The 22,617-nt window shown below is 37.2% G+C and carries 27 protein-coding genes; 20 read left to right on the forward strand and 7 right to left on the reverse strand.

What is annotated here, in order from left to right; translation table 11 throughout:
* Window positions 1-133: 133 nt before the first annotated feature.
* Window positions 134-481, forward strand: a complete 348-nt coding sequence (locus tag ACK3CR_RS13030; protein ID WP_019393162.1) for a winged helix-turn-helix transcriptional regulator — start codon at window positions 134-136, stop codon at window positions 479-481.
* Window positions 482-509: 28 nt separating this feature from the next.
* On the opposite strand, the gene ACK3CR_RS13035 is transcribed toward ACK3CR_RS13030, so the two are convergent.
* Complete coding sequence (locus ACK3CR_RS13035; RefSeq protein WP_488975546.1) at window positions 510-1,016, reverse strand: GNAT family N-acetyltransferase; 507 nt, start codon at window positions 1,014-1,016, stop codon at window positions 510-512.
* A gap of 14 nt (window positions 1,017-1,030) precedes the next feature.
* Window positions 1,031-1,708: a GntR family transcriptional regulator gene (locus tag ACK3CR_RS13040; RefSeq protein ID WP_113754544.1), complete on the reverse strand. Its 678-nt coding sequence runs from the start codon at window positions 1,706-1,708 to the stop codon at window positions 1,031-1,033.
* A 257-nt stretch (window positions 1,709-1,965) separates the two neighbouring features.
* On the opposite strand from ACK3CR_RS13040, the gene ACK3CR_RS13045 reads away from it, so the two are divergent.
* From ACK3CR_RS13045 to ACK3CR_RS13055, 3 genes are all read left to right on the forward strand, one after another.
* On the forward strand, window positions 1,966-2,553 hold the full coding sequence (locus ACK3CR_RS13045; protein WP_328123521.1) for a VanZ family protein: 588 nt from the start codon (window positions 1,966-1,968) through the stop codon (window positions 2,551-2,553).
* Window positions 2,554-2,767: 214 nt separating this feature from the next.
* Complete coding sequence (locus ACK3CR_RS13050) at window positions 2,768-4,072, forward strand: Na+/H+ antiporter NhaC family protein (protein WP_243513469.1); 1,305 nt, start codon at window positions 2,768-2,770, stop codon at window positions 4,070-4,072.
* A gap of 92 nt (window positions 4,073-4,164) precedes the next feature.
* A complete protein-coding gene (locus ACK3CR_RS13055; protein ID WP_488975547.1) occupies window positions 4,165-5,049 on the forward strand; it encodes an EamA family transporter in 885 nt (294 codons plus the stop codon).
* A 26-nt stretch (window positions 5,050-5,075) separates the two neighbouring features.
* On the opposite strand, the gene ACK3CR_RS13060 is transcribed toward ACK3CR_RS13055, so the two are convergent.
* Both ACK3CR_RS13060 and ACK3CR_RS13065 read right to left on the reverse strand, forming a co-directional pair.
* Entirely contained in the window at window positions 5,076-5,246 is a 171-nt protein-coding gene (locus ACK3CR_RS13060) for a hypothetical protein (protein ID WP_019393168.1), read from the reverse strand.
* Between the two features lie 15 nt (window positions 5,247-5,261).
* On the reverse strand, window positions 5,262-5,489 hold the full coding sequence (locus ACK3CR_RS13065; protein ID WP_019393169.1) for a DUF3892 domain-containing protein: 228 nt from the start codon (window positions 5,487-5,489) through the stop codon (window positions 5,262-5,264).
* A 92-nt stretch (window positions 5,490-5,581) separates the two neighbouring features.
* Here ACK3CR_RS13065 and ACK3CR_RS13070 point away from each other — a divergent pair, with 92 nt between their 5' ends.
* Window positions 5,582-6,274 carry a class I SAM-dependent methyltransferase gene (locus tag ACK3CR_RS13070; protein WP_243513467.1) on the forward strand — a complete coding sequence of 231 codons (693 nt, stop codon included), beginning with the start codon at window positions 5,582-5,584 and terminating at the stop codon, window positions 6,272-6,274.
* A gap of 42 nt (window positions 6,275-6,316) precedes the next feature.
* Here the strand turns inward: ACK3CR_RS13070 and metA are convergent, their stop codons facing one another.
* Complete coding sequence (gene metA, locus ACK3CR_RS13075) at window positions 6,317-7,225, reverse strand: homoserine O-acetyltransferase MetA (protein WP_243513465.1); 909 nt, start codon at window positions 7,223-7,225, stop codon at window positions 6,317-6,319.
* Window positions 7,226-7,407: 182 nt separating this feature from the next.
* On the opposite strand from metA, the gene ACK3CR_RS13080 reads away from it, so the two are divergent.
* Window positions 7,408-7,914 (forward strand): glutathione peroxidase, encoded by a 507-nt coding sequence (locus ACK3CR_RS13080; protein ID WP_243513463.1) that lies wholly within the window; start codon window positions 7,408-7,410, stop codon window positions 7,912-7,914.
* A 36-nt stretch (window positions 7,915-7,950) separates the two neighbouring features.
* Here the strand turns inward: ACK3CR_RS13080 and ACK3CR_RS13085 are convergent, their stop codons facing one another.
* A complete protein-coding gene (locus ACK3CR_RS13085; protein ID WP_243513461.1) occupies window positions 7,951-8,412 on the reverse strand; it encodes a polyadenylate binding domain-containing protein in 462 nt (153 codons plus the stop codon).
* Between the two features lie 150 nt (window positions 8,413-8,562).
* Here ACK3CR_RS13085 and ACK3CR_RS13090 point away from each other — a divergent pair, with 150 nt between their 5' ends.
* The 11 genes from ACK3CR_RS13090 (at window position 8,563) to ACK3CR_RS13140 (ending at window position 19,768) form a co-directional block, all read left to right on the forward strand.
* Window positions 8,563-9,225 carry an HD domain-containing protein gene (locus ACK3CR_RS13090; RefSeq protein WP_243513458.1) on the forward strand — a complete coding sequence of 221 codons (663 nt, stop codon included), beginning with the start codon at window positions 8,563-8,565 and terminating at the stop codon, window positions 9,223-9,225.
* A complete protein-coding gene (locus tag ACK3CR_RS13095) occupies window positions 9,206-11,086 on the forward strand; it encodes an ABC-F family ATP-binding cassette domain-containing protein (protein WP_328123592.1) in 1,881 nt (626 codons plus the stop codon). The genes ACK3CR_RS13090 and ACK3CR_RS13095 overlap by 20 nt, the downstream gene beginning before the upstream one ends.
* Before the next feature lie 46 nt (window positions 11,087-11,132).
* The gene (locus ACK3CR_RS13100; protein ID WP_488975549.1) at window positions 11,133-12,254 is read left to right on the forward strand and encodes a conserved virulence factor C family protein; all 1,122 of its coding nucleotides are present in this window, start codon (window positions 11,133-11,135) and stop codon (window positions 12,252-12,254) included.
* 202 nt (window positions 12,255-12,456) lie between these two features.
* On the forward strand, window positions 12,457-14,172 hold the full coding sequence (gene ilvD / locus ACK3CR_RS13105; protein ID WP_243513454.1) for a dihydroxy-acid dehydratase: 1,716 nt from the start codon (window positions 12,457-12,459) through the stop codon (window positions 14,170-14,172).
* A 143-nt stretch (window positions 14,173-14,315) separates the two neighbouring features.
* Window positions 14,316-14,753 carry a BrxA/BrxB family bacilliredoxin gene (locus ACK3CR_RS13110; RefSeq protein ID WP_019393178.1) on the forward strand — a complete coding sequence of 146 codons (438 nt, stop codon included), beginning with the start codon at window positions 14,316-14,318 and terminating at the stop codon, window positions 14,751-14,753.
* A gap of 64 nt (window positions 14,754-14,817) precedes the next feature.
* Entirely contained in the window at window positions 14,818-15,606 is a 789-nt protein-coding gene (locus tag ACK3CR_RS13115; RefSeq protein WP_243513450.1) for a class I SAM-dependent methyltransferase, read from the forward strand.
* 314 nt (window positions 15,607-15,920) lie between these two features.
* Window positions 15,921-16,514 (forward strand): YpjP family protein, encoded by a 594-nt coding sequence (locus ACK3CR_RS13120; RefSeq protein WP_488975550.1) that lies wholly within the window; start codon window positions 15,921-15,923, stop codon window positions 16,512-16,514.
* Window positions 16,515-16,745: 231 nt separating this feature from the next.
* Window positions 16,746-17,648: a formyltetrahydrofolate deformylase gene (gene purU, locus ACK3CR_RS13125; protein ID WP_243513448.1), complete on the forward strand. Its 903-nt coding sequence runs from the start codon at window positions 16,746-16,748 to the stop codon at window positions 17,646-17,648.
* A gap of 32 nt (window positions 17,649-17,680) precedes the next feature.
* The gene (locus ACK3CR_RS13130; protein WP_243513446.1) at window positions 17,681-18,475 is read left to right on the forward strand and encodes a thymidylate synthase; all 795 of its coding nucleotides are present in this window, start codon (window positions 17,681-17,683) and stop codon (window positions 18,473-18,475) included.
* Window positions 18,472-18,957: a type 3 dihydrofolate reductase gene (folA, locus tag ACK3CR_RS13135; RefSeq protein ID WP_243513444.1), complete on the forward strand. Its 486-nt coding sequence runs from the start codon at window positions 18,472-18,474 to the stop codon at window positions 18,955-18,957. The genes ACK3CR_RS13130 and folA overlap by 4 nt, the downstream gene beginning before the upstream one ends.
* Before the next feature lie 67 nt (window positions 18,958-19,024).
* Entirely contained in the window at window positions 19,025-19,768 is a 744-nt protein-coding gene (locus tag ACK3CR_RS13140) for a lysophospholipid acyltransferase family protein (protein ID WP_243513442.1), read from the forward strand.
* Window positions 19,769-19,779: 11 nt separating this feature from the next.
* On the opposite strand, the gene ACK3CR_RS13145 is transcribed toward ACK3CR_RS13140, so the two are convergent.
* Entirely contained in the window at window positions 19,780-20,019 is a 240-nt protein-coding gene (locus tag ACK3CR_RS13145; RefSeq protein ID WP_243513441.1) for a hypothetical protein, read from the reverse strand.
* Between the two features lie 207 nt (window positions 20,020-20,226).
* Between ACK3CR_RS13145 and ilvA the strand changes: the two genes are divergently transcribed.
* The 3 genes from ilvA to ACK3CR_RS13160 all read left to right on the forward strand — a co-directional run bounded on the left by ilvA (window position 20,227) and on the right by ACK3CR_RS13160 (window position 22,531).
* Complete coding sequence (gene ilvA / locus ACK3CR_RS13150; RefSeq protein ID WP_243513437.1) at window positions 20,227-21,495, forward strand: threonine ammonia-lyase IlvA; 1,269 nt, start codon at window positions 20,227-20,229, stop codon at window positions 21,493-21,495.
* 93 nt (window positions 21,496-21,588) lie between these two features.
* Entirely contained in the window at window positions 21,589-21,840 is a 252-nt protein-coding gene (locus ACK3CR_RS13155) for a DUF2535 family protein (RefSeq protein WP_019393187.1), read from the forward strand.
* An 85-nt stretch (window positions 21,841-21,925) separates the two neighbouring features.
* The gene (locus ACK3CR_RS13160) at window positions 21,926-22,531 is read left to right on the forward strand and encodes an SCO family protein (RefSeq protein WP_488975551.1); all 606 of its coding nucleotides are present in this window, start codon (window positions 21,926-21,928) and stop codon (window positions 22,529-22,531) included.
* Window positions 22,532-22,617: the final 86 nt, after the last annotated feature.

The following is a 22,617-nucleotide window of genomic DNA, read 5'->3' on the forward strand; positions in this document are numbered from 1 at the left end:
TGTCTTCAGCTGTTTTACATTTACTAACACTATGTTGGCTAGTATACTAGGTATATTATTCTTATGAAAGTACGCACTTTGAAATCATATAGTGTCTAAAAGTATACTATGAGAAAAGGAATGGTGGAGGAAATTGCCGAATTTTGCAGAAAAAACATTTAATTGTGAAAAGGAACTAACGCTAGCTGTTATAGGTGGAAAGTGGAAGATGCTTATTTTATGGCACTTAGGGAAAGAAGGAACAAAGCGATTTGGTGAATTAAAAGCTCTTATGCCGGGGATTACGCAGCGCATGTTAGTGAACCAGCTTAGAGAGCTTGAAGCACACTTTATTGTGCACCGTGAAGTGTATCCTGTTGTGCCTCCAAAAGTAGAATATTCTTTAACAGAACACGGGAAAAGTTTGATGCCAATTTTAGATGCGATGTATGAATGGGGAAAAGATTATATGGAAAATGTATTAGAAAAGCATGAAAGCTAGCAGGATATCCTTGCTAGCTTTTGGCGTTTTATTGTAATTTGTATACTTCTCTAAAAAGTTGTTCTTTTATGGTAGAAAACTCGCTATCATTGAGCAGGCTAGGCGTGCTCATAATATCAAGCGGAATAAAATCCGCACCTTTTTGAAGCGGAGGCTGCATGTAAGGAAAAACATTTTTATGAAAGCCGAGTTTTTCATAAAAACGAATTCTGCGCTCTGTAATATCGTCACAGCAAGGTTCCACTTCAAGAATTGTAGGCCTATTTGTTGACTGTAAATGGTCATGAATGAGCAGTTTGCCTAATCCTTGACCACGACAAGAAGAGGAAACAGCGATATGTTCAATAAATGAAAAGGTAGGAAACTGCCAAGAAGCTAGAAAAGCTACAATCTCGCCATTTTCATTTTCTTTTGTTTTGATGCTATATTGTTCATGATTAAGAAGCTCTAGCTGTCCTTCTCGAGTTCGTCGTTCTGATGGTGGAAAAGCCGCTTCCATAATAGAATACACGGCATTAAAAGTTTGGATATTCATTGCTGCTCCTTCTTTTATTGATGATTTGTAATCACAATTTTTAGATGTTGAAGATCATTATTAATGTGCTCTTTCATAAGCAGCAAAGCTTTTTCTTCATCACGATTTTTAATAAGTTCAAAAATCTCTTCATGTTCTTTTACAATGCGCTGACATCTTTGTTCTCCTTCCATGTTCAGCTTTCGATAAAAGTAAGTAAGAGACTGAAGATCGTTAATTTGTTTTTGTAGGCGCTTGTTGTTTGTAGAACGTCTAATAATTTGATGAAACTCCGTGTTTAAATGAAGCATCTCTTCGCTTCCTTTTTGATTATCTTTTAAGTTTCTAATTACTTCTCTTGACTGCTTCAAGTTCTCTGAAAGTTTTTTAATATCTTCGTCTCTTGCATGACGAGCTGCTAATGAAGCTGCAAGTGATTCAAGTGCTTTACGGCATTCATAAATATCTTCAACGTCTTTTAACGTTGGTTCATAGACTGTCACTCTTGATTTTTCGTCTGTTACTAAAAGTCCTTCTTGTTCAAGAGCTCGGATTGCTTCTCTGACAGGACTTCTACTAATTTCAAATTCACGAGCAATTTTGGTTTCATAAATGCGTTCTCCTGGCTGAAAAACTTCTTTGAAAATCATTTCTTTCAGTGATTTGTACACTTGCTCATGATAAGAAAGCGATTTCTTTATTGAATACGTCATGGCCATTACCTCACATTCATTACGTACAGTTCCTCTATTATATTATCAGAAAACAGCAAGGATAGGAAAAAAGAATGCAAGAAATATCGCAGAGAATAAAGAAGAAAGACGAGGGAGGGAGAGTTAATATACCGGAATTTTACTGGACCTTTACATTTGTATTACATATTAATCAGAAGCGTAGTTCTTTATTGGAAGAGGGAAATAGTTATGATAGAGTTTAAAAGCTAACACGCAAAAAAGAAAAGGTGAGAAAGATGTTTGGATTTCTTTGGACGATTTTCGGTTCAGCTGTTCCGCCGTTAGTTGCGACGTCTATTTTGTATGTTCTTACCCTTTCTTTTCTGGAAAAAAAGAGGGAAAAGCCGTTTAAGGTAAGCCGTTTCTTTCTAAAAAGCGCACTAGGCATAAGTACTATCTCCATTTTATTTATCACGATGTACCCGACAGGCTATAATTATGGAGATGCACGAGTGCTTAATGTTGAACCATTAAAAGGGATGTACAATTTGCTTCTGTATTCAACAGATCCAAATGTCACAATAAGCAACTTAGGATTGAATATTTTGCTTTTTATGCCGTTTGGCTTTTTTCTTTTTCTTTTTCTCTGCTTGAGAAAAAAAGCGTCCCTTTTTAAAGTCACTTTTTATGGAATGTGTTTGTCCTTTGCTGTAGAGCTATTTCAATATATTTTCCCGATTGGAAGATCAACAGACGTCGATGACCTTATTCTCAATACAGTGGGGACATTGATAGGAGCTAGTTTAGCTAAAATATTAAATGCTATGCTTTCTTCGTCTACAAAAGAGAAATTAGGAAAAAAACTCAATTTACTGATGAAATAATTTAGAATGGAAAGGGAGAAAAAGTGTTGGAGTTATCTGAAAATAGTAAAATCAATTGACTTTTTCTCTCTTTCCTATTACAGTATGAAAGAATGTTTGTAAAAACGTTAAAATGACGGGAAATATTTTTCTGTTTATATACAAAGTATGACAATGTTCTTCTTTCTTGGTAAGAAGAATTTTTTTATTGAAAAAAGAAAGAGGGGATAACAACATGAAAAACTCAAGAGGAAATCCTCTTGCTTTATTGCCGCTTGTGATATTTCTTGGTCTTTTTCTCGGTTCAGGTATTATTACAGGAGACTTTTATAAGCTTCCTGTCCTAGTGGCCATCCTTATTGCAGCTATTGTAGCCTTTTTATTTAATCGAAAAGAAAGTCTAACAGATAAAGTAGAGAGATTTTCTAAAGGAGCAGGAAACTCGGATATTATTGTAATGGTTCTTATTTTTATTCTAGCGGGGGCCTTTTCACAAACTGCTCAAGAGATGGGAGCTGTTGATGCAACAGTTAATATGGCTTTATCTATTCTTCCAGCAAATCTTATTCTTGCAGGTTTATTTGTGATAGGAGCATTTTTATCGCTTGCAATGGGAACTTCAGTAGGAACAATTGCTGCTCTTGGTCCAATTGGTGTAGGGATTAGTAGCCAAACAGATATCTCTTTAGCTCTTGTCATGGCAACCGTTGTAGGAGGAGCAATGTTTGGGGATAACTTATCGTTTATTTCTGATACAACCATTGCATCTGTTCGTACACAGCAAACAAAAATGAAAGATAAGTTTAAAACGAATTTTTTCATTGTATTGCCGGCAGCTATTGTAACAATCATTGTTTTGACTGTAATGACACTTGGAAATCATACGTCTATTGGAGAGCATGATTTTGAACTTATTAAGGTTCTGCCTTATCTTGCTGTTCTTATTGCCGCTCTTTTAGGTGTAAATGTCTTGGCTGTATTAACAGGAGGCATCATCATTACAGGAATTATAGGGATGTTAACGTCTAGTTATAATCTTGTGGAATATTTTTCAGCAATAAAAGACGGTATTCTAGGAATGTCTGAACTTGTCATTTTATCAATGCTTATTGGAGGAATGGTTGAAGTTATTAAATATAATGGAGGAATTCATTATCTCCTTCATGTTCTTACGAAAAACATTTCTTCCAAAAAAGGAGCAGAATTTGGAATTGCCGCTCTTGTTAGTTTAACAAATATATCTACAGCAAATAATACGATTGCAATTCTTTTTGCAGGTCCTCTTGCTCGCAATGTAGCAGACCAGTACGGAATTGACCGTCGTAAATCAGCGAGTATTTTAGATATTTTTGCTTGCTTTGTACAAGGGCTTATCCCGTATGGAGCTCAAATGCTTGCAGCCGCTCAATTTGCTTCACTATCACCAGTTGAGATTTTACCTTATGCCTATTATCCATTTTTAATTGCGGTTTGCGGTATTGTTGCTATCTTAATAGGTTATCCACGTTTCTCTTCGAAAGGAAAAGAAGTGGGGGAATAGGCGTTTCCCATAACATTAATGTATAGGATAATAAAAGAGGGCTTTTCTGAGTGAAAAGCCCTCTTTTAGTTCAAATAAAGGAGAAAGAAGACATGAAAGCTATTTTATTCGTGCTTGCTGGTTCGTGCAGCTATGGAATTTTATCAACCATTGTGAAAATCTCTTATTCAAAAGGGTTCAGTGTTGAAAATGTAATTGGAAGTCAGATGTTAATTGGTGCTGTGCTTCTGTGGGTGTTAAATTTATTTTGTAAGCGTAATCGTTTAACATGGAAACAAAAGATGAAGCTGATTGCTGTTGGATGTTTCACATTTTCAACGAGCGTGCTTTATTATAATGCTTTAAAAACCATTCCAGCTTCAATTGCTATTGTTCTTCTTTTTCAATTTACATGGATGGGGATTTTGTTGGAAAGTATCTTTGCTAAAAAACGACCAAGTGCTCGGTACGTTGTATCCGCTCTGTTTCTTTTAGGAGGAACAGTGCTAGCTGGTGCTTTGTTAGAAGGAAAAGGACTTCAGTTGGATCCAAAAGGAATTGTACTTGGGCTTCTTGCCGCATTGTCTTTTACTTTATTTATTTTTTCTAGTGGCAAAGTAGAAGTGAGTGTACCGCCTATTCAGCGCAGTGCTTACATGAGTATTGGAGCAGTTGTGTTAACATTTATTGTCCTTCAGCCAACTTTTATGTTTAACGGAGACTTAGGGGAGGGACTGTGGCTGTGGGGAAGCATGCTTGGTCTTTTTGGAGCATGCTTGCCACCGTTGCTTTTTGCACTTGGTATGCCTAAAGTGGATCCTGGAATTGGCAGTATTTTAGGAGCTGCAGAGCTTCCAACAGCTGTTATTTGTTCAGGGATCTTTCTTCACGAGTCTATTTCACCCTTACAGTGGACAGGATTAATTCTTATTTTTGTGGGGATTGCTTATCCGCAGTTTAAAGGGCTCACAAAAACTAAAATCAGACAGCAAATGTAAAACCACGCACTTGGCGTGGTTTTTTGTTATCTTTTACGATGAAGCTTCTTTTCTTTTGTTTTACTTGATTGATCTTTGTTATGTTTATTTCCTTTACTGTTATCACCGCTTGTGATTTCTTCTCCTGATTCAACTAAATAGTGCTGAAGTTTTGGAGAGTTTTGATTCATGCTGCCTTTGTTTGGTTTTTTAGTCATCTAAGGACACTCCTTTTAGAATAGAGGTAGTTGATCAAGATTATTATCTTTTCGATTATCAGGGTTGCTTCTTATATAAGTTTCCCCATCTTTTCCTTTAAATGCGCTGACGTTAGCAATTGAACCTGCTAAAACTTCTTGAAGAGCTTCTTCATATGAAAGCAAAGAACCATCGGAAGTTTTGAATGCTGTCAGATCTCCATCAGCATTTTTTTGCACAGCAACAAACTGTTTTTGTTCCATAAACTTTCCTCCTTCTTTAATCTTTAATATTTGAGTCATTGATAAATTTATGTATTATAAAAGAAAAGGGAGAGAAAGAGGAGGATACAGAGATGGAGAAACAATTTAAATGGCATGAAACATCAAAAGAAAAATGGGACAATCAAGCAAATACATGGAACAGCAAAAGCAAAGAAATGTGGGAAACAGGAAGCAGGAGTATTGTAATTCCAACAATTGAGAAGTTTGCACAAAAAGGTGAAAAATATCTTGATGTTGGCTGTGGCGATGGGTTTGGTTCTTCTCTTTTACATAGCAAAAATATAAATGTAACAGGAGTTGATTTGTCTTCTAAAATGATTGAGAAAGCAGCAGAGCTTTTTGGACAAGAGGGATTGAAATTTGTTCAAGGTGATTTTGCATCTCTTCCTTTTGGAGACGAAGAATTCGATGGAGCAATGGTCATTAATGCATTGGAGTGGACAGAAACTCCACTTTCTTCTGTGCAAGAATTAAAAAGAGTATTAAAAAAAGGCGGAAAGGCTTTTGTTGCAATTTTAGGGCCTACAGCAGGGCCAAGGTCAAACAGCTATGATCGCTTGTATGAAAAAGACGTGATTTGCAACACAATGATGCCATGGGAATTTGAACGCATGGCTTCTGAAAATGGATGGGACGTTCTTGATGGTTATCCTGTTTATAAGACAGGCGTACAAAAGAACGAAGCTGACAAACTTTCTCGGCCACTTCAGCAAGCCTTATCCTTCTTTTGGCTTTTTGTTCTAGAAAAAAAGAAAGAGCAGTAGATGCTCTTTCTTTTACTGTTGTAGTGCGGACAATCGGTTCTTTCAATTCCAATTGTAAGGCGTTTCTTGATAAACATAATAGTTAAGCCAATTCATAAATAAAAGATTGGCATGTGAGCGCCATGTTTTAAGTGGAGAGCTTGCAGGGTCATTGTTTGGGAAATAATGACGCGGTACTTGAATTTCCAGTCCTTTTTGAATATCTCGGTCATATTCTTCTTTTAACGTTTGAACATCATATTCAGGATGTCCTGTTACAAAAATAAACTTCTCATCACGAGACATCATTAAATAAGCGCCTGCTTCTTCTGATGAAGAAAGAAGCTCAAGGGCAGGATGCCTTTTGACTTCTTCTATATCTACATCTGTATGACGTGAATGAGGAGAGAAAAATAGATCATCAAACCCTCTGAGCAGTTTTACTGGTTCAGCAATGGAAGTATGAGAAAAAACACCTGCACACTTTTTATCAAGAGGGATTTTATCAATTCCAAAATGATGGTAAAGCCCAGCTTGTGCACCCCAGCATACGTGCATAGTAGAAGTGACGTTAGTTTTACACCAGTCCATAATCTCACAGAGCTCGTGCCAGTATGTAACGTCACGAAATGGCATATGTTCAACAGGAGCTCCTGTAATAATCATCCCGTCAAATTTTTGATGCTTAATCTGTGGGAACGTTGAATAAAAGCGCTCAAGATGAGTTTTACTCGTTGTTTTTGCTTGGTGTGTTTCAGGATGAATAAGCGTTATATTCACTTGAAGAGGAGAGTTTCCAAGCAGGCGTAAAAATTGAGTTTCAGCCTTTTCTTTTTGAGGCATAAGATTTAAAATAACGATATTTAATGGACGAATGTCTTGGGTGAAAGCTCTTGTTTCATCCATTACGAAGATCCGCTCGCTTGTAAGTATTTCTTTTGCCGGAAGATCAAAGGGGATGTTAATCGGCATGGAATATCCCTCCTGTTTCTAAAAATCTGAAAAATTGCAATAAATCTATTATAAGAACAACTTCAAGAAGTTTCAACAGAAAGTGTGAAAAATATTGTATAAACGATTATATAGGCAGTTTCATCTCTTGAAAAAAAGGGAAAAGTAAAAAAAAGCTCGTTGACCTATAGGAGGAAATAAAGATGAACATTTATCAATTTTCAGCTCAAAATATAAAAGGTGAAGAACAGTCACTAGAACAATATAAAGGAAAAGTGATTGTTGTTGTTAATACAGCCAGCAAATGTGGATTTACTCCACAGTTTGAAGGTCTTCAAAATTTATATAAAAAGTATAAAGACCGCAATTTTGTCATCTTAGGCTTTCCTTGTAATCAATTTGGCGGGCAGGAGCCTGGAGGCGAGGAGGAGATTCAATCGTTCTGTCAGCGTAACTATGGGGTTGACTTCCCAATGTTTGCAAAGATAGATGTTAAAGGGGATAATGCTCATCCGCTTTTTCAGTACCTAGCTGAAAAAGCACCAGGCATATTAGGTTCGAAAGCTATTAAATGGAACTTTACAAAATTTTTAATTGATAAAGATGGTGAACCTGTTCAACGGTTTAGTCCAAAAACGGCTCCGAAAGATTTAGAGCATGATATTGAACAGCTTTTAGAAGAAAAAACAGATGTTGTGCAAGAAAGATAAAAAAGAAGCGGCGCTATAATGCCGCTTCTTTTTTAGTTAACGCTTCTTTTTTCCACATGAACAGGATGGTTCTTGTGGATAATGCTGAGGGTATTGATGCTCAGGCATCATTTGATGGCCTTGATGAGGCATGTTGTAAGGCAGTTGTTGATGATGAGGCATTTGCATGTCATAATCTCCCATTGTGTGATGAGGCATATCCATATGCTGTGGTGCCATATCATACGGCATATTCATCATATGAGGTTCATGTCCCATATCGTAGTCTCCCATCACTTGTTGATCATCCATATGCGGCATCATGTTGTAGTCCATCATGTCATATTGTTCAGGCATATTGTGAGTGCCCATCATATGGTCATGAGGCATGTTGTAAGGCAGTTGTTGTGTAGGATTTGTCATTGGCTGATGGCAAGGCATATGGTGCATGATTGGCTGGTGACAAGGCATAGGTTTTGGCATTGGCATACAACAGTGGTGATTTCTATGTCGAAACATTTTGTCAGCTCCTCAGTAGTTTGAATTCGTACGTTAGTATCCTATGTAAAAAAAACAAAAAGAGATAATCGTCTAAAAAAAATCCGCAAGTGCCTATCCTTTTAAGACGCTGTGTTAAAATAGGGGAGAAGAAAAGTACCGGAGGAGAAAATGAACGAACAAGAAAGAGTAAAAACAGTAGAAAAATTTGTATGCTCCGTGTTGAAAGATGATCGGACTGGGCACGATTTAGACCATGTTTTTCGCGTGAGACATCTTTCTTTATACCTCGCTGTTCATGAAGGAGGTAACCGGGAGATCATTGAGCTATCAGCCCTCCTTCATGATTGTGCAGACCCAAAACTTGTTTCTTCAGAAGAGGAAGCATATAAGCGTATTGATGAGCTTCTCCGAGCTTGTGATGTCCCGAGGAATGATGTTAATCACATTATTCACATCATTAAAAGCGTCTCTTTTAAAGGAGGGAACGGGGAGTCTCCTTCTACAATAGAGGGGAAAATTGTTCAAGACGCAGATCGACTTGATGCTATTGGGGCGATTGGAATTGCAAGGGCGTTTACGTATGGAGGGGCGAAAGGTCATATTTTGTTTAAAGAGGACGAGACTCCTAGAACAGCGATGACAGAAGATGAATATCGTCAAGATCCGTCGAGCGTTATTGGACATTTTTATGAAAAACTTCTTCTTTTAAAAGGAAAGATGAACACCAAAAAAGCAGTTGAGCTTGCAACAGATCGTCATCGTTTTATGATGGAGTTTTTAGAGAAATTTAAGGAAGAATGGAATGGTACAAATGAAGATGCTAACAGTTGAAAATATGACAAAAACATACGGAGAAAAGCTTCTCTTTAACAATATAAGCTTTACAATTAATGAACGTGAGCGCATTGGTATTATCGGTGTTAATGGAACAGGTAAATCAACGCTATTAAAAATTATTGCAGGCCTTGATACAGACGATCAAGGAGAAATCTCTCATTCAAAAGATTATACAATTAGTTATTTAGCACAGCATCCGGAAGTTAATGAGAATTTAACAGTCATTGAGCAAGTATTTACAAGCAGTACCCCCATGTTTGAGCTACTGAAAAAATATGATAAAGCTCTCTATGATCTTGAAAAGCATCCAGAAAATGAAGAACATCAAGAAAATCTTTATGCTCTTCAACAACGAATGGATGCAATGAATGCATGGGATACAAACGCAAATGTTCAAGCTATTTTATCTAAGCTTGGTATTCATGATGTTCGTCAAAAAATGGGCAACTTATCAGGAGGGCAAAAAAAACGAGTAGCTCTTGCTCAATGCTTAATTGAAACGCCTGATTTACTTATTTTAGATGAGCCAACAAACCATCTTGATTATGAAGTTATTGGGTGGCTGCAAGATTATCTTGTACGATATAGTGGGGCTGTTTTACTCGTGACGCATGATCGCTATTTTCTTGATGGCGTTACAAACCGCATTTTTGAACTACATGAAGGAAATATGTACACGTACACAGGAAACTATCAATCTTTTCTTGAAGGAAGAGCACAAAGAGAAGAAGAAGAGCGCCAAAGTCAGGCAAAGCTTCGCAATCTTTACCGCAATGAACTAGCTTGGATTAGACGTGGAGCTAAAGCACGTTCAACAAAGCAGAAAGCACGCATTCAGCGCTTTGAAGATATTGAAGGGCGTCTTGATCATAGCCAAGATGATAAACTTTCAATTAGTTTATCAGGAAGTAGACTTGGGAAAAAAGTGGTGGAATTTACAGAAGTGAACAAATCCTTTGGAGATCGTTTGCTTATCAAAGATTTTTCTCACATTATTCAAAGAGGCGACCATATTGGTATTGTAGGATATAACGGAAGCGGTAAATCAACGCTTTTAAATATGATTGCAGGGAAAATTCAGCCGGATCATGGCGAAATTGAGCAAGGCCAGACAGTGAAAATTGCTTATTATACACAAGAAAGTGAAGAAATTGATCTTAACCAGCGTATGATTGATTATGTAAAAGAAGGAGCGGAAGTTGTTCAAACAACAGATGGAAAAACCATTTCTGTTTCTCAAATGCTTGAACGTTTCCTATTCCCAACTCATACGCACGGCACACCAATTCGAAAGCTTTCGGGAGGAGAAAGACGTCGTCTTTACCTTCTTCGTCTTTTAATGACATCACCAAACGTTTTGCTTCTTGATGAGCCGACAAATGATCTTGATACAGAAACGCTTACAGTTCTTGAAGACTATATTGAAGAGTTTCCTGGCGTTGTTATTACTGTTTCACATGATCGCTACTTTTTAGATAAAATTGCGCACTACTTATTTGTTTTCAAAGGAGAAGGAGAAGTTTCAACATATCTTCGTTCATATAGTGAGCTTTTAGAAGAAAGCACAAAAAAGAAAACGGTTCAGAAACAAAAGCCGAAAGAAACGCCTTCACAAGAGAAAAAGAAACGCCGCTTGTCTTATAATGAAAAACGAGAGTGGACAGAGCTTGAAGAAAAAATACCTGAGCTTGAAACAGAGCTTGAAACTGTCGCAAATGACCTTGCTGAAGTCGGCACAAATTATGAAAAAGCTCAAGAGCTTATGAACCGTGAACAGGAGTTGAATGAGCAGCTTGAACAAGCAATTGAGCGCTGGGCAGAGCTTTCAGAGCTTATAGAAGAGCTGAACGGGTAATTGTGTTACAATCCCTTTAAGAAGTAAAAAAAGGAGCAGTGGAAACATGAACATTAAGTCAATTGAACCTACGCCAAGTCCAAACACGATGAAAGTCACGCTTGATAGTGAGCTTCCAGCTGGTAAAAGCAATAACTACAATGGGACAAACGTTGAGCAAGCACCAAAGATTATTCAAGATTTGATGGAAATCGATGGGGTGAAAGGCGTTTATCATGTAGCTGATTTTTTGGCAGTAGAGCGTAATGCAAAATTTGATTGGAAAGAAATCTTACCAAAAGTGCGTGCTTTATTTGGTGAAGAAGTAGAAGGTGAAGAAAAACAGGATAAAGTTGATGAGCACTTTGGTGAAGTGAACGTTGCTCTTCAACTTTTCAAAGGTATTCCAATGCAGATTAAGCTAACAGATGGGGAAACGGAAAAACGTGAAGGTCTGCCAGCTCGATTCAAAGAAGCGGTTGTGAAGGCTCAGCGAGAAGATGACAACGTTGTCCTTGAACGAAAATGGAAAGATCATGGAGTTCGCTATGGTGATCTTGAGGAAATTGCAAAGGAAGTTGCAAGTGAAATTGATGCTGCATATCCAGAGGAACGTTTAGAAGAACTTGTTAGCTCTTCACAAAAAGGAGAAACAAAATCAGCGGTTGTAGAACGTAAAAGCTATAAAGTTACGCTTGAAATGTTTGAAGATGAAGATTGGACAAAACGCTATGCACATTTAGAGCAGATGGATCCAACTATTGAAGATCTTCCTCTTTTAAACAAAGCATTAGAAGACAGTAAAGTGTCAATTCGACGTCTTGCTACAGTTTATCTTGGCATGATTGAAGATCAAATCGTGCTTCCATATCTTGATAAAGCATTAAAAGACAAATCTGTAACGGTTAGAAGAACAGCAGCAGACTGTTTGTCAGACTTAGGATTTGTAGAAGCTATGCCTGCAGCGATAGAGGCATTAGAAGATAAAAGTAAATTAGTTCGTTGGCGTGCAGCTATGTTTTTATATGAAGTTGGAGATGAAAGTGCCCTACCAGCTTTAAAAGCTGCTGAAGATGATCCGGAATTTGAAGTCAGTATGCAAATCAAACTTGCTATTGAGCGTATTCAAGGTGGAGAAGAAGCAAAAGGTTCCGTTTGGAAGCAAATGACAGAAGCGCGTAAACACTAGAGAGTAAAGGGGAATTCCCTTTACTCTTTTTTGTTATATAAAAATAATAAAGCGCTTCCGTAAGAGAATAGAAAAGAAGGGAATGAACTGTTTTATATTAACAGAAAAATTATATAAAATAAAAAATTGAGAATATTATTGCAATCACTCTTGAAAAGTACTATATTATTTAACAATAACAATTGATTTGGGGGACATTGTAGTGAAAAAAGATTTAAGAATTAAAAGTAAAGTAATTAGTGATGATGTAAAAAAGGCACCTAACCGTGCTATGCTTCGTGCGGTTGGTTTTACAGATGAAGATTTTAAAAAACCAATGATTGGGATTGCTAGTACGTGGAGTGAAGTAACGCCATGTAACATTCACATTGATGATTTGGCAGTTGAGGCAAAGAAAGGAGCTCGTGAAGCTGGCGGTGCTCCAATGATCTTTAATACCATTACTGTTTCCGATGGAATTTCAATGGGAACAGACGGTATGAGATACTCTCTTTCAAGTCGTGAAGTAATTGCTGACTCTATTGAAACTGTAATTGGGGCTGAAAACTTAGATGGCTACGTTGCAATTGGAGGATGTGATAAAAACATTCCAGGCTGTATGATCTCAATTGCACGTACAGACGTACCAGCTGTTTTCGTATACGGAGGAACCATCGCTCCTGGAAAACACAATGGAAAAGATATTGACATTGTTTCTGTTTTTGAAGGAATTGGTCAATACAATAAAGGTGATATTGACGGAAAAGAACTAAACAAAATTGAATGTAATGCATGTCCTGGATCTGGTTCATGTGGTGGTATGTATACAGCGAATACAATGGCATCTGCTGTTGAAGCCCTTGGAATGAGCTTACCTGGAAGTTCTTCAAATCCAGCAGAGTCGAAAGAAAAGTCAGAAGATTGCTATAAAGCAGGACAAGCTGTTTATAACTTGCTTGAAAAAGGCATCTATCCAAAAGATATCATGACAAAAGAAGCATTTGAAAATGCAATTACAGTTGTAATGGCGCTTGGTGGTTCTACAAATGCTGTACTTCACCTTCTTGCAATTTCTCATTCTGTTGGCGTTGACTTAACAATTGAAGACTTTGATCGTATTCAAAAGAAAGTACCGCATATTGCAGACTTAAAGCCAAGCGGAAGATACGTGATGCAAGATCTTCACAACATTGGTGGGGTACCAGCTGTTATGAAAATGCTATATAAAGCAGGTTATCTTCATGGAGATTGCTTAACGGTAACAGGAAAAACGCTTGCTGAAAACTTAGAGGAAGCACAAGATCTAGCAGAAGGTCAGGACGTTATCGTTCCTCTTGATCAGCCGCTACGAGAAGACGGGCCGCTTATTATCTTAAAAGGAAATCTTGCTCCAAGTGGTGCTGTGGCAAAAATGTGCGGGGTAAAAGTAAAAGTCCATACAGGTCCTGCAAAAGTATATGATTCAGAAGCAGAAGCAACAAAAGCAATTGTAGATGATGAAATTAAGGAAGGCGATGTTTTAGTTATTCGCCATGTGGGACCAAAAGGTGGACCGGGGATGCCTGAGATGCTTTCCATTTCTTCCATGCTCGTTGGAAAAGGACTTGGAGAAAAAGTAGCGCTTCTAACGGACGGGCGTTTCTCAGGTGGAACACATGGACTTGTTGTAGGGCATATTGCGCCTGAAGCCCAAGTTGGAGGTCCGATTGCTTTGTTGCAAACAGGTGATGAAGTAACAATTGATTCTATTGCTCAGACCGTATCAATGAACGTTTCAGAGCAAGAATTAAAAGCACGCCGTGATGCTTGGACACCAAAACCTCTTCATACAAAAGGCGTATTAGGAAAATATGCACATCTTGTATCATGCTCATCAGAAGGAGCTGTAACAGATAAATTTGAAAAAACAGCAAAAAAAGAGACGACTTTTTCAAAATAATATTAAGAAAGAAACCTTGGCACTGCTGAGGTTTCTTTTTGAAATGAATAGTAAAAATATTGTCGAATTTAGCGCAAGCTCGTTGATTTTTTGCCCTCTTTTATAGTATGCTGTTACCGTCAAGGAATAAGGAGGAATGAATTATGTCAATGGCATATGAAGAATATATGCGTCAACTTGTCAAGCCGATGCGTGAGGAGCTTGTTCGGGCAGGTTTTAGTGAATTGACAACAGCTGAAGAAGTAGAAGACTTTATGGAGCATGTTGAAGGAACAACGCTTGTTGTTGTAAATTCTGTTTGTGGATGTGCAGCAGGTCTTGCTCGTCCAGCTGCTACGCAAGCTGTTTTGTATAGCGAAGTGAAGCCAGATCATCTTGTAACGGTTTTTGCAGGACAAGATAAAGAGGCAACAGCTAAAATGAGAGAATATTTTACAGATATTGAGCCTTCTTCTCCATCAATGGCGGTGCTAAAAGGAAAAGAAGTTGTTCACTTTATTCCTCGTCATAACATTGAAGATCATGCACTTGAAAGCATTATGGAAAATATTATTACAGGACTAAATACACATTGTAAGTAAGCGGGAAAGAGTGTCTAGTGACACTCTTTTTTGACGTTCAAAATACATGTAAGGGACGAAAGAGATGATTGTTACAACTGCTGGACGAACAAATCAAGAGATGATTGAACGGGCTTATAAGATCTCAAAGGTCCTTAAAGTTCCGTTTGAAGAACGAAGAAAGCGCTCGATATCAAAGCTTAGAGACGAGAGGGGTTGTAACATTCTCGTTGTCGGAAAAGAAAGACTTGAGCTTTTTTATAAAGAGAGTAGTGAACCTTTTTTCTTTCATCCTAATTCAGCCATGTTTCGTGCAAAACGTTGGATAAAAGGGGAGAGGGATCCGTTTTTGGAGGCCGTAAATCTTAAAGAAGGAGATTCATTCTTAGACTGTACGCTTGGCCTTGCCTCTGACAGTACTATGGCAAGTCTTGCTGTTGGAGAAAGAGGAAAAGTCGTTGGAACAGAAGGCAATCGCTATGTTGCTTATATTGTAAAAGAAGGATTAAAAAGCTGGGAAACATCCATTGCTGAATTGAACCTTGCAATGAAAAGAATAGAAGTAATCGCAGAAGAAAGCGAAAAGTATTTGATTTCCTGTGAAGATAAGTCGTTTGACGTTGTGTATTTTGACCCGATGTTTCATCAAACTGTAGAAGAATCAGCAGGAATTGAAAGTCTCCGTCCGCTCGCTCTTCACCATCCTGTGACAAAAAAGATGGTGAAGGAAGCGTGCCGAGTTGCAAGAAAAAGAGTTGTGTTAAAAGATCATTTCAGAAGTCCTCTTTTTGATGCTTTAAATTTTGATGTTCATAAACGAAAAACGGCTCTTTTCCACTACGGTGTAAAAAAACTACTCAAAATTGAGCTTTAATCAAAAAGTGTAAGTGTAATATTATAGACGAGAACAATACACAATGAAATGACAAAAATAGTATCCACTTCATTCATCTCCTTTTTACATAGTGTTTCACAAAAGAACTCTTTTAAAAGAAAAATGAAACTTTTAGCCTAATTCAACCGTTATATGAAAAAGTAGAAATATTGCAAAGATTTTAAGAGAGGTTTCACCTTCATTACTTTTGTTAAAAATCTGAAAAGTTCAGGGGACTCTTTTTAAAAAATGTTAAAATAAAGAAAAAGTATGCTCGGAGTAATGATCCACGTTGGAAAGAGGGGGAAAAGTGTATGCCAAGATGGTTGCGAAAGACGTTTATTGTGTTAATTACGGTGTTTACGTTTGGCCTTGTTAGTCCGCCAGATTACTTGTATATAGACGATGTAAAAGCGGACAAGCCTGAAAAGCAAAGTTATATTGAAGATGTAGCAATTCCATATAGTGAAGAAACCTCTTATTCTTATAGTCCACCTCTTTCAAAAGAAGATTTTGTAACAAATGCCTTAGCTGAAGCAGAAAGTCAGTCCTTTCAAAAGTTTGGAACCAAAATTTCACCTGTTATTGAAGAGGAATTTAGAGAAGCAATTCTACCAAAGATTGAAGAGGCTTTAACAGAGGTATCAGAACAAACTGACGAAGGAGAGTTGTCCAACTTAGGAATTACCGAGTCTCCTTCTGGAGGATATGGAGAAAAAATCTTTAATGTATACAATCGGGAAACAGGAGAAGATATTATTCGTTTTCATGTCAGAAGAGATCATCCGCCAAAAGATGGTTATTGGTTTAACTTTCATTATCATACAAGTGAAGACGGCTTTCAGAAACATTATGATTTAGGAAAAATTTATTGGAATCAAAATATGCCGCCAAAATGGTTAAATTAAACATCGAAGAAGCGTCGTAGAAATACGAGCGCTTTTTTTATTGCACCCTTTTTGCCTTATCTTTTTCATAGAAAAAGAAAAAGCGGTATGCTACACTAAAATCTATATTAAATGGCTTTTGAAAAAGGTTAAAAAATAAGATAAAATAAACGTGCTCTTGGAATCAAAAGGATATTTCAGTTTTTACATATGTTGAAGAAACAAAAATGGATGGAGAAGTGAGGAAGAAAGATGAACAGTTATCGCCAAAAAAAATTCGAATATGTAACAAATAAATATCAAAATAGAGGAAGACTGCTTATTAGTTGTAATGACAAACCAGGGATTGTCGCAAAAGTGTCTCAGTGGCTTTTCGAGTGTAAAGCAAACATTGTTGAATCAAACCAATATTCAACAAGTCATACTGATGGTCTTTTTTTTATGAGAATAGAGTTTGAATGCCCTGATTTTCAAAAACGTTACAGCGAACTTAAGAAGTCATTTCATGAAGTTGCTTCATCTTTTGAAATGGACTGGCAGCTACAATCAGCTTCAAATCGCAAAAAGACAGCGATCTTTGTTTCTAAAGAAGATCACTGCTTACAGGAGCTTCTTTGGAACTACGAGCGTGGAGAGCTTTATACAGATATAGCAATGGTTGTTAGTAACCATGAAACAATGCGAGAGTTCGTAGAAAGTAAAGGCATTCCTTTTCACTATATTCCAGTTACAAAAGATACAAAGCCAGAAGCAGAAAAAGCACAGCTTGAACTTTTAGAAAGCAACGAAATTGATTTTGTGATTTTAGCTCGCTATATGCAAATTTTATCTTCTGATTTTGTCACAAGACATCCGAATCGTGTCATGAATATTCATCATTCTTTTTTACCTGCATTCGTTGGAGCAAAACCATATGAGCGTGCATATGAGCGCGGTGTAAAGCTGATTGGAGCAACAGCTCATTATGTAACAGATGAGCTTGATCAAGGACCAATTGTTGAGCAAGATATTGAGCGAGTTGACCACCGTGATTCAATTGAAGAACTAAAAAGAATTGGTCGTTCTGTTGAGAAAAGCGTTTTAGCTCGCGGTGTAAAATGGCATTTAGAAGATCGTATTCTTGTGTATGGAAATAAAACGATCGTTTTTGATTAATGATAAGAAGTAAGTGAGAGGAAGGGATCAAAGTGAAACAATATTTAGATCTATGTCAACACATTTTAAACAACGGTACGAAAAAAGAGGATCGAACAGGAACGGGAACAATTAGTACGTTCGGTTATCAAATGCGCTTTGATCTTAAAGAAGGTTTTCCACTTGTAACGACAAAAAAGCTTCATGTAAAGTCTATTATTCATGAGCTTCTTTGGTTTTTAGCAGGAGACACAAATGTTGCTTATTTGCAGGAGAACGGAGTAAGAATTTGGAATGAATGGGCAGATGAAAAAGGAGAGCTTGGCCCTGTATATGGACATCAGTGGCGCTCATGGCCAACGCCAAACGGAGAAAGCATCGACCAAATTTCAAATCTCATAAAACAGATTAAAGAAACACCAGATTCACGTCGTCTTATCGTAAGCGCGTGGAACGTAGCTGATATCGAGAATATGGCACTTCCTCCATGTCACTGCCTTTTCCAGTTTTATGTAGCAGATGGTAAACTATCTTGTCAGCTTTATCAGCGTTCTGCTGACGTGTTCTTAGGTGTTCCGTTTAATATTGCGTCATATGCTCTTTTAACAATGATGATTGCTAAGGCGTGTGATCTAGAAGTAGGAGAATTTATTCATACGCTCGGTGATGCACACATTTATACAAATCACATTGAACAAGTAAAGCTGCAGCTTACACGTGAAGAGCGTTCGCTGCCAAAAATGAAAATTAATAAAGACGTTAAGAACATTTTTGATTTTACGTATGACGATTTTGAGCTTGTTGGATATGATCCACATCCGCATATAAAAGGAGCTGTTAGCGTATGATTTCTTTCATCGTTGCAATGGATGACAATAATCTAATTGGAAAAGATAATGCTTTACCATGGTATCTTCCTGCTGACCTTGCTTATTTTAAAAAGGTGACAACAAATCATACAATTGTAATGGGAAGAAAAACATATGAGTCGATTGGTAGACCTCTTCCAAACCGGCAGAACGTTGTGTTAACGCACAGTACATCATTCCAAGAAGATGGCGTAACGGTTATTCATTCATTGGACGAGCTGAAAGAAATGGCGAACCATTCGAATGAGGAGCTGTTTATTATCGGAGGAGCTCGTCTTTATGAACAGCTACTGCCTGTTGCAGATCGTTTGTATGTTACCCACATTCGTGCTACGTTTGATGGAGATACGCATTTTCCTGCATTTTTAAAAGAAGAATGGAAGATAATAGATTCCAAAGAGCATAAAAAAGATGAAAAAAATGCTTATGATTATGAATTTGTTGTCTATGAACGAAGCTAGCATTATACTTCTCGGATGAAAACAGGACGAGAAAGAGGGAAAACCAGCTTTTAAAGGGGGTTCCAACATGATTCGTACAATTTATATTGGTGGTTATTCACTTTCTTCTCTTTTTTTTAGTTTATCTGAGCTAAATCGTGTTCGAAATCTTCCACCTTTAATGTCGCCTGCAAAACGGGACAAGGAAGTGCATGATAAACCAAAAAAATGGGGACGTAAAGTTATTGAATTAACCGGATCCAAAGTAGAAGTAAACAAAAAAGAGAGGCTGTTGGATGAGCCTGTATTATTTGTTAGTAACTATCAAGGCCCATACGATATTCCCGCTCTTTTAGGCTATATTCAAAAGCCTTTTGGTTTCTTCTCAAAGCAAAAGTTTGAAAACTATCCGCTATGGAATCAATGGATGAACTCTATGCATTGCGTCCTTATGGATCGCAATGATAGTACAAGAATGAAAGAAGCTTATCGTACAGGAATCCATTTATTAACACAAGGTCATTCATTGCTCGTATTTGCTGAACGTAAAGAAAAAGGTTCCAAGGATTTGCATCATCTTAACGGAGAAGACCTTTCAATGGCAGTAGAAGCTGGGGTGCCCATTGTGCCAGTTTCTATTGATGGAACGAAAGAAATTGATGAGCAAGGAACATTTCGCATTCGTCCGAGCACGCTGTCTGTTCATATTGGTTCCCCAATACGGGAGCATTTAGATGATACTATCACAAAACCGCAGTTGATTAAAAAAGTAGAAGAAGCCCTTCAAGGTGGCCTTCTAAAAGAGGGCGCAGAAAAAGAGGATCAATCATGATCCTCTTTTTTTTATTGCAGACGCATCTCTTCTTCGTATTTATCAAGCTCTTTCATCATATGATGAAAAGAATCTGAGTCTACAAAATCATCTTCATGCCAATTAGCTGAAACCCAAGCTATAAGCTGTGAAGGACTATTGAAAACTTCTCCGCTTGTATGTTCTTTTCGAATCATATAACAACCGTTTTCATCATCAAGCGTTACTAAACAAGGGATCGCACTTTTTTTACTTTTTAGGGTGAATTCCATCTGAAATCTCTTTCTCCAACTACTTCTCACTTTTCTATTAAAAAGGGAGTTCCTCCTTACTATAAGAAGTTTTAATAGGATTATCTGTTAGTTTATGTAATTTTCACATAGTGAAATGATGAAATTTATAAAATATAGTGATTTTTCTTAATTTTTTGTGCTATAATGTACAAATTAAAAAGGGAATGAAAAGGAAGGAAGTTGATTATGAGCCAGCAAGTAGAAACAAAGAAAAACATTCATCTTGAGGATGTGTTGATCGCTCATCAAACAATTAAAGATGTTGTGGAACATACGCCTCTTCAAAAAAGTGATCTTTTATCAGAGCGCTATGAATGTGAAGTTTATTTAAAAAGAGAAGATTTACAAAACGTCCGTTCCTTTAAAATTCGCGGAGCTTATAATAAAATCAAAAAGCTATCAAAAAAAGAACGAGAAAACGGCATTGTTTGTGCAAGCGCAGGAAACCATGCGCAAGGAGTTGCATATGCCTGTCAACATTTAAAAATCGATGGAAAGATTTTTATGCCTGCCACAACTCCTAAACAAAAGATTAATCGGGTTACATTTTTAGGAAAAGAATTTGTAGAAGTCGTCTTAACGGGAGATACATTTGATGATGCTTATGCTAAAGCGGCAGAGTGTGGTATAGAAGAAGGAAGAACGTTCATTCATCCGTTTGATGATCCTGATGTTATTGCGGGACAAGGAACAGTTGCAGTTGAAATGCTAAACGATACAGAGAAAGATTTTGATTATGTTTTTGCAAGCATTGGTGGAGGAGGGCTTATCTCAGGAATCGGTACCTACATTAAAAGCGTTTCTCCTCAAACACGAATTGTCGGTGTAGAACCTGCAGGAGCTCCTTCAATGCATGAAGCTCTAAAAAAAGGAAGTGTTCAAACGCTTCAACATATTGATGGGTTCGTAGACGGAGCAGCAGTAAAAACGGTAGGCTGTTTGCCATTTCATATCTGTCAACAAGTTATTGACGATATTGTAGTTGTTCCGGAGGGGAAAGTTTGTACAACAATTCTATCTCTTTACAATGAAAATGCTATTGTAGCAGAGCCTGCAGGAGCGCTCTCAATCGCAGCTCTTGATGCGTATAAAGATCAAATTAAAGGAAAAACCATTGTTTGTATCGTAAGCGGCGGGAACAACGATATTGGCCGCATGCAGGAAATTAAGGAACGTTCAAAGCTTTATGAAGGACTTCAGCACTATTTTATTGTCAACTTTCCACAGCGTGCAGGGGCCCTTCGAGAATTCCTTGATGAAGTATTAGGGCCAACAGACGATATTACAAGATTTGAATATACGAAAAAAAATAACCGTGAAAGCGGACCGGCGTTTGTGGGGATTGAAGTGAAGCATAAAGAAGACTATTTTCCTCTTATTGAACGAATGAATCAAAAAGCTTTCCCATTTACAGAGATTAATAAAGATAGTCAACTTTTCCACCTATTTGTCTAAAAAAAAATTAATGAAGCGTCATAATATGACATGATTTTACGTTAAAGGGAAGTTATAATAGAGAAAAACGGGTGAAAAAGAGGGCTGATCTGCTTGTTATTTAAAAGTTTGGAATTTAAGCTTGCAAATGGACAAAAAGTAAAGGTTATTGAAATTCCGGTTGTGCCACATCATCATCCACTTTCGTTTATGATTTCTGTTCATTTTGAATCGTTCGTCAAAATGATTGAAAGAAAAGAAATCCGAAAAGAACTCTATTCATTTAAGGAATATATGAAAAAACATTGTAAATGGACAACATATGAGCAAATCTTTTTAACAGTTCCTTTAAAACATAATGCTTAAAAAAAGAAGAACGGGCTAAAATGACCGTTCTTCTTTTTTTCTAAAATATGAAAGCGTTTTTTAACATTTTTAGGAGGGATTGGAGATGAAAAGAAAAAGCTTTTTATGGTTAGTATGCTCTCTTTTTTTACTGACAGCATGTGGAGAGAAGAAAGAAGAAAGTAAGGCAGAAACAAAAGAAGAACAGCAATTATCAGGCCCAATTGCTGATTTTACATACGAAAACCAAAGTGGTGAACCATTTTCATCACAAAGCTTAGATGGAAAAGTGTGGATAGCAAACTTCATCTTTACAAGCTGCACAACTGTTTGTCCGCCAATGACGTCTCATATGGCAAAGCTTCAAGAGAAAGCGAAAGAGGAAGGAGCAGATGTGGAATTTGTCTCTTTCACAGTTGATCCAACTGTTGATAGCAGTGAGAAGCTGAAAGAATTTAGCGAAGAATTTGAGGCGAATAGCGATAATTGGCAATTTCTTACAGGTTATTCTCAAGAAGAGATTGAAACATTCGCAAGAGAGAATTTTTATATGAATGTTCAAAAGCCGAGTTCAGGAGATCAAGTGATTCATGGCACAACATTTTTTCTATTAAATCAAAAAGGTCAAATTGTAAAGGACTATGATGGGGTGTCTAATGTTCCTTATGAGGATATTATTCGTGAAGCAAAGGAATTAGAAAAATCGTCCTGATAAAACCAACCGACCCCTTTAGTAGGGGGAATATAGGTTGGTTTTTTTTTGGATGATTTTTTAGTTTTAAAGAATATGATATGATA

The sequence above is a fragment of the Priestia sp. TRM10 genome (genome assembly GCF_057808375.1).

What these genes read in the sequence shown, in the direction of transcription:
- ACK3CR_RS13085 (WP_243513461.1), bottom strand. Translation starts at nt 8,412, where the DNA reads ATGTTTCGACATAGAAATCACCACTGTTGTATGCCAATGCCAAAACCT.
- ACK3CR_RS13035 (WP_488975546.1), bottom strand. Translation starts at nt 1,016, where the DNA reads ATGAATATCCAAACTTTTAATGCCGTGTATTCTATTATGGAAGCGGCT.
- ACK3CR_RS13160 (WP_488975551.1), top strand. Translation starts at nt 21,926, where the DNA reads ATGAAAAGAAAAAGCTTTTTATGGTTAGTATGCTCTCTTTTTTTACTG.
- ACK3CR_RS13040 (WP_113754544.1), bottom strand. Translation starts at nt 1,708, where the DNA reads ATGACGTATTCAATAAAGAAATCGCTTTCTTATCATGAGCAAGTGTAC.
- ACK3CR_RS13080 (WP_243513463.1), top strand. Translation starts at nt 7,408, where the DNA reads ATGAACATTTATCAATTTTCAGCTCAAAATATAAAAGGTGAAGAACAG.
- ACK3CR_RS13120 (WP_488975550.1), top strand. Translation starts at nt 15,921, where the DNA reads ATGCCAAGATGGTTGCGAAAGACGTTTATTGTGTTAATTACGGTGTTT.
- metA (WP_243513465.1), bottom strand. Translation starts at nt 7,225, where the DNA reads ATGCCGATTAACATCCCCTTTGATCTTCCGGCAAAAGAAATACTTACA.
- folA (WP_243513444.1), top strand. Translation starts at nt 18,472, where the DNA reads ATGATTTCTTTCATCGTTGCAATGGATGACAATAATCTAATTGGAAAA.
- ACK3CR_RS13045 (WP_328123521.1), top strand. Translation starts at nt 1,966, where the DNA reads ATGTTTGGATTTCTTTGGACGATTTTCGGTTCAGCTGTTCCGCCGTTA.
- ilvA (WP_243513437.1), top strand. Translation starts at nt 20,227, where the DNA reads ATGAGCCAGCAAGTAGAAACAAAGAAAAACATTCATCTTGAGGATGTG.
- ACK3CR_RS13095 (WP_328123592.1), top strand. Translation starts at nt 9,206, where the DNA reads ATGAAGATGCTAACAGTTGAAAATATGACAAAAACATACGGAGAAAAG.
- ACK3CR_RS13115 (WP_243513450.1), top strand. Translation starts at nt 14,818, where the DNA reads ATGATTGTTACAACTGCTGGACGAACAAATCAAGAGATGATTGAACGG.
- ACK3CR_RS13110 (WP_019393178.1), top strand. Translation starts at nt 14,316, where the DNA reads ATGTCAATGGCATATGAAGAATATATGCGTCAACTTGTCAAGCCGATG.
- ACK3CR_RS13090 (WP_243513458.1), top strand. Translation starts at nt 8,563, where the DNA reads ATGAACGAACAAGAAAGAGTAAAAACAGTAGAAAAATTTGTATGCTCC.
- purU (WP_243513448.1), top strand. Translation starts at nt 16,746, where the DNA reads ATGAACAGTTATCGCCAAAAAAAATTCGAATATGTAACAAATAAATAT.
- ACK3CR_RS13055 (WP_488975547.1), top strand. Translation starts at nt 4,165, where the DNA reads ATGAAAGCTATTTTATTCGTGCTTGCTGGTTCGTGCAGCTATGGAATT.
- ACK3CR_RS13100 (WP_488975549.1), top strand. Translation starts at nt 11,133, where the DNA reads ATGAACATTAAGTCAATTGAACCTACGCCAAGTCCAAACACGATGAAA.
- ACK3CR_RS13140 (WP_243513442.1), top strand. Translation starts at nt 19,025, where the DNA reads ATGATTCGTACAATTTATATTGGTGGTTATTCACTTTCTTCTCTTTTT.
- ACK3CR_RS13070 (WP_243513467.1), top strand. Translation starts at nt 5,582, where the DNA reads ATGGAGAAACAATTTAAATGGCATGAAACATCAAAAGAAAAATGGGAC.
- ACK3CR_RS13065 (WP_019393169.1), bottom strand. Translation starts at nt 5,489, where the DNA reads ATGGAACAAAAACAGTTTGTTGCTGTGCAAAAAAATGCTGATGGAGAT.
- ACK3CR_RS13060 (WP_019393168.1), bottom strand. Translation starts at nt 5,246, where the DNA reads ATGACTAAAAAACCAAACAAAGGCAGCATGAATCAAAACTCTCCAAAA.
- ACK3CR_RS13145 (WP_243513441.1), bottom strand. Translation starts at nt 20,019, where the DNA reads ATGGAATTCACCCTAAAAAGTAAAAAAAGTGCGATCCCTTGTTTAGTA.
- ACK3CR_RS13050 (WP_243513469.1), top strand. Translation starts at nt 2,768, where the DNA reads ATGAAAAACTCAAGAGGAAATCCTCTTGCTTTATTGCCGCTTGTGATA.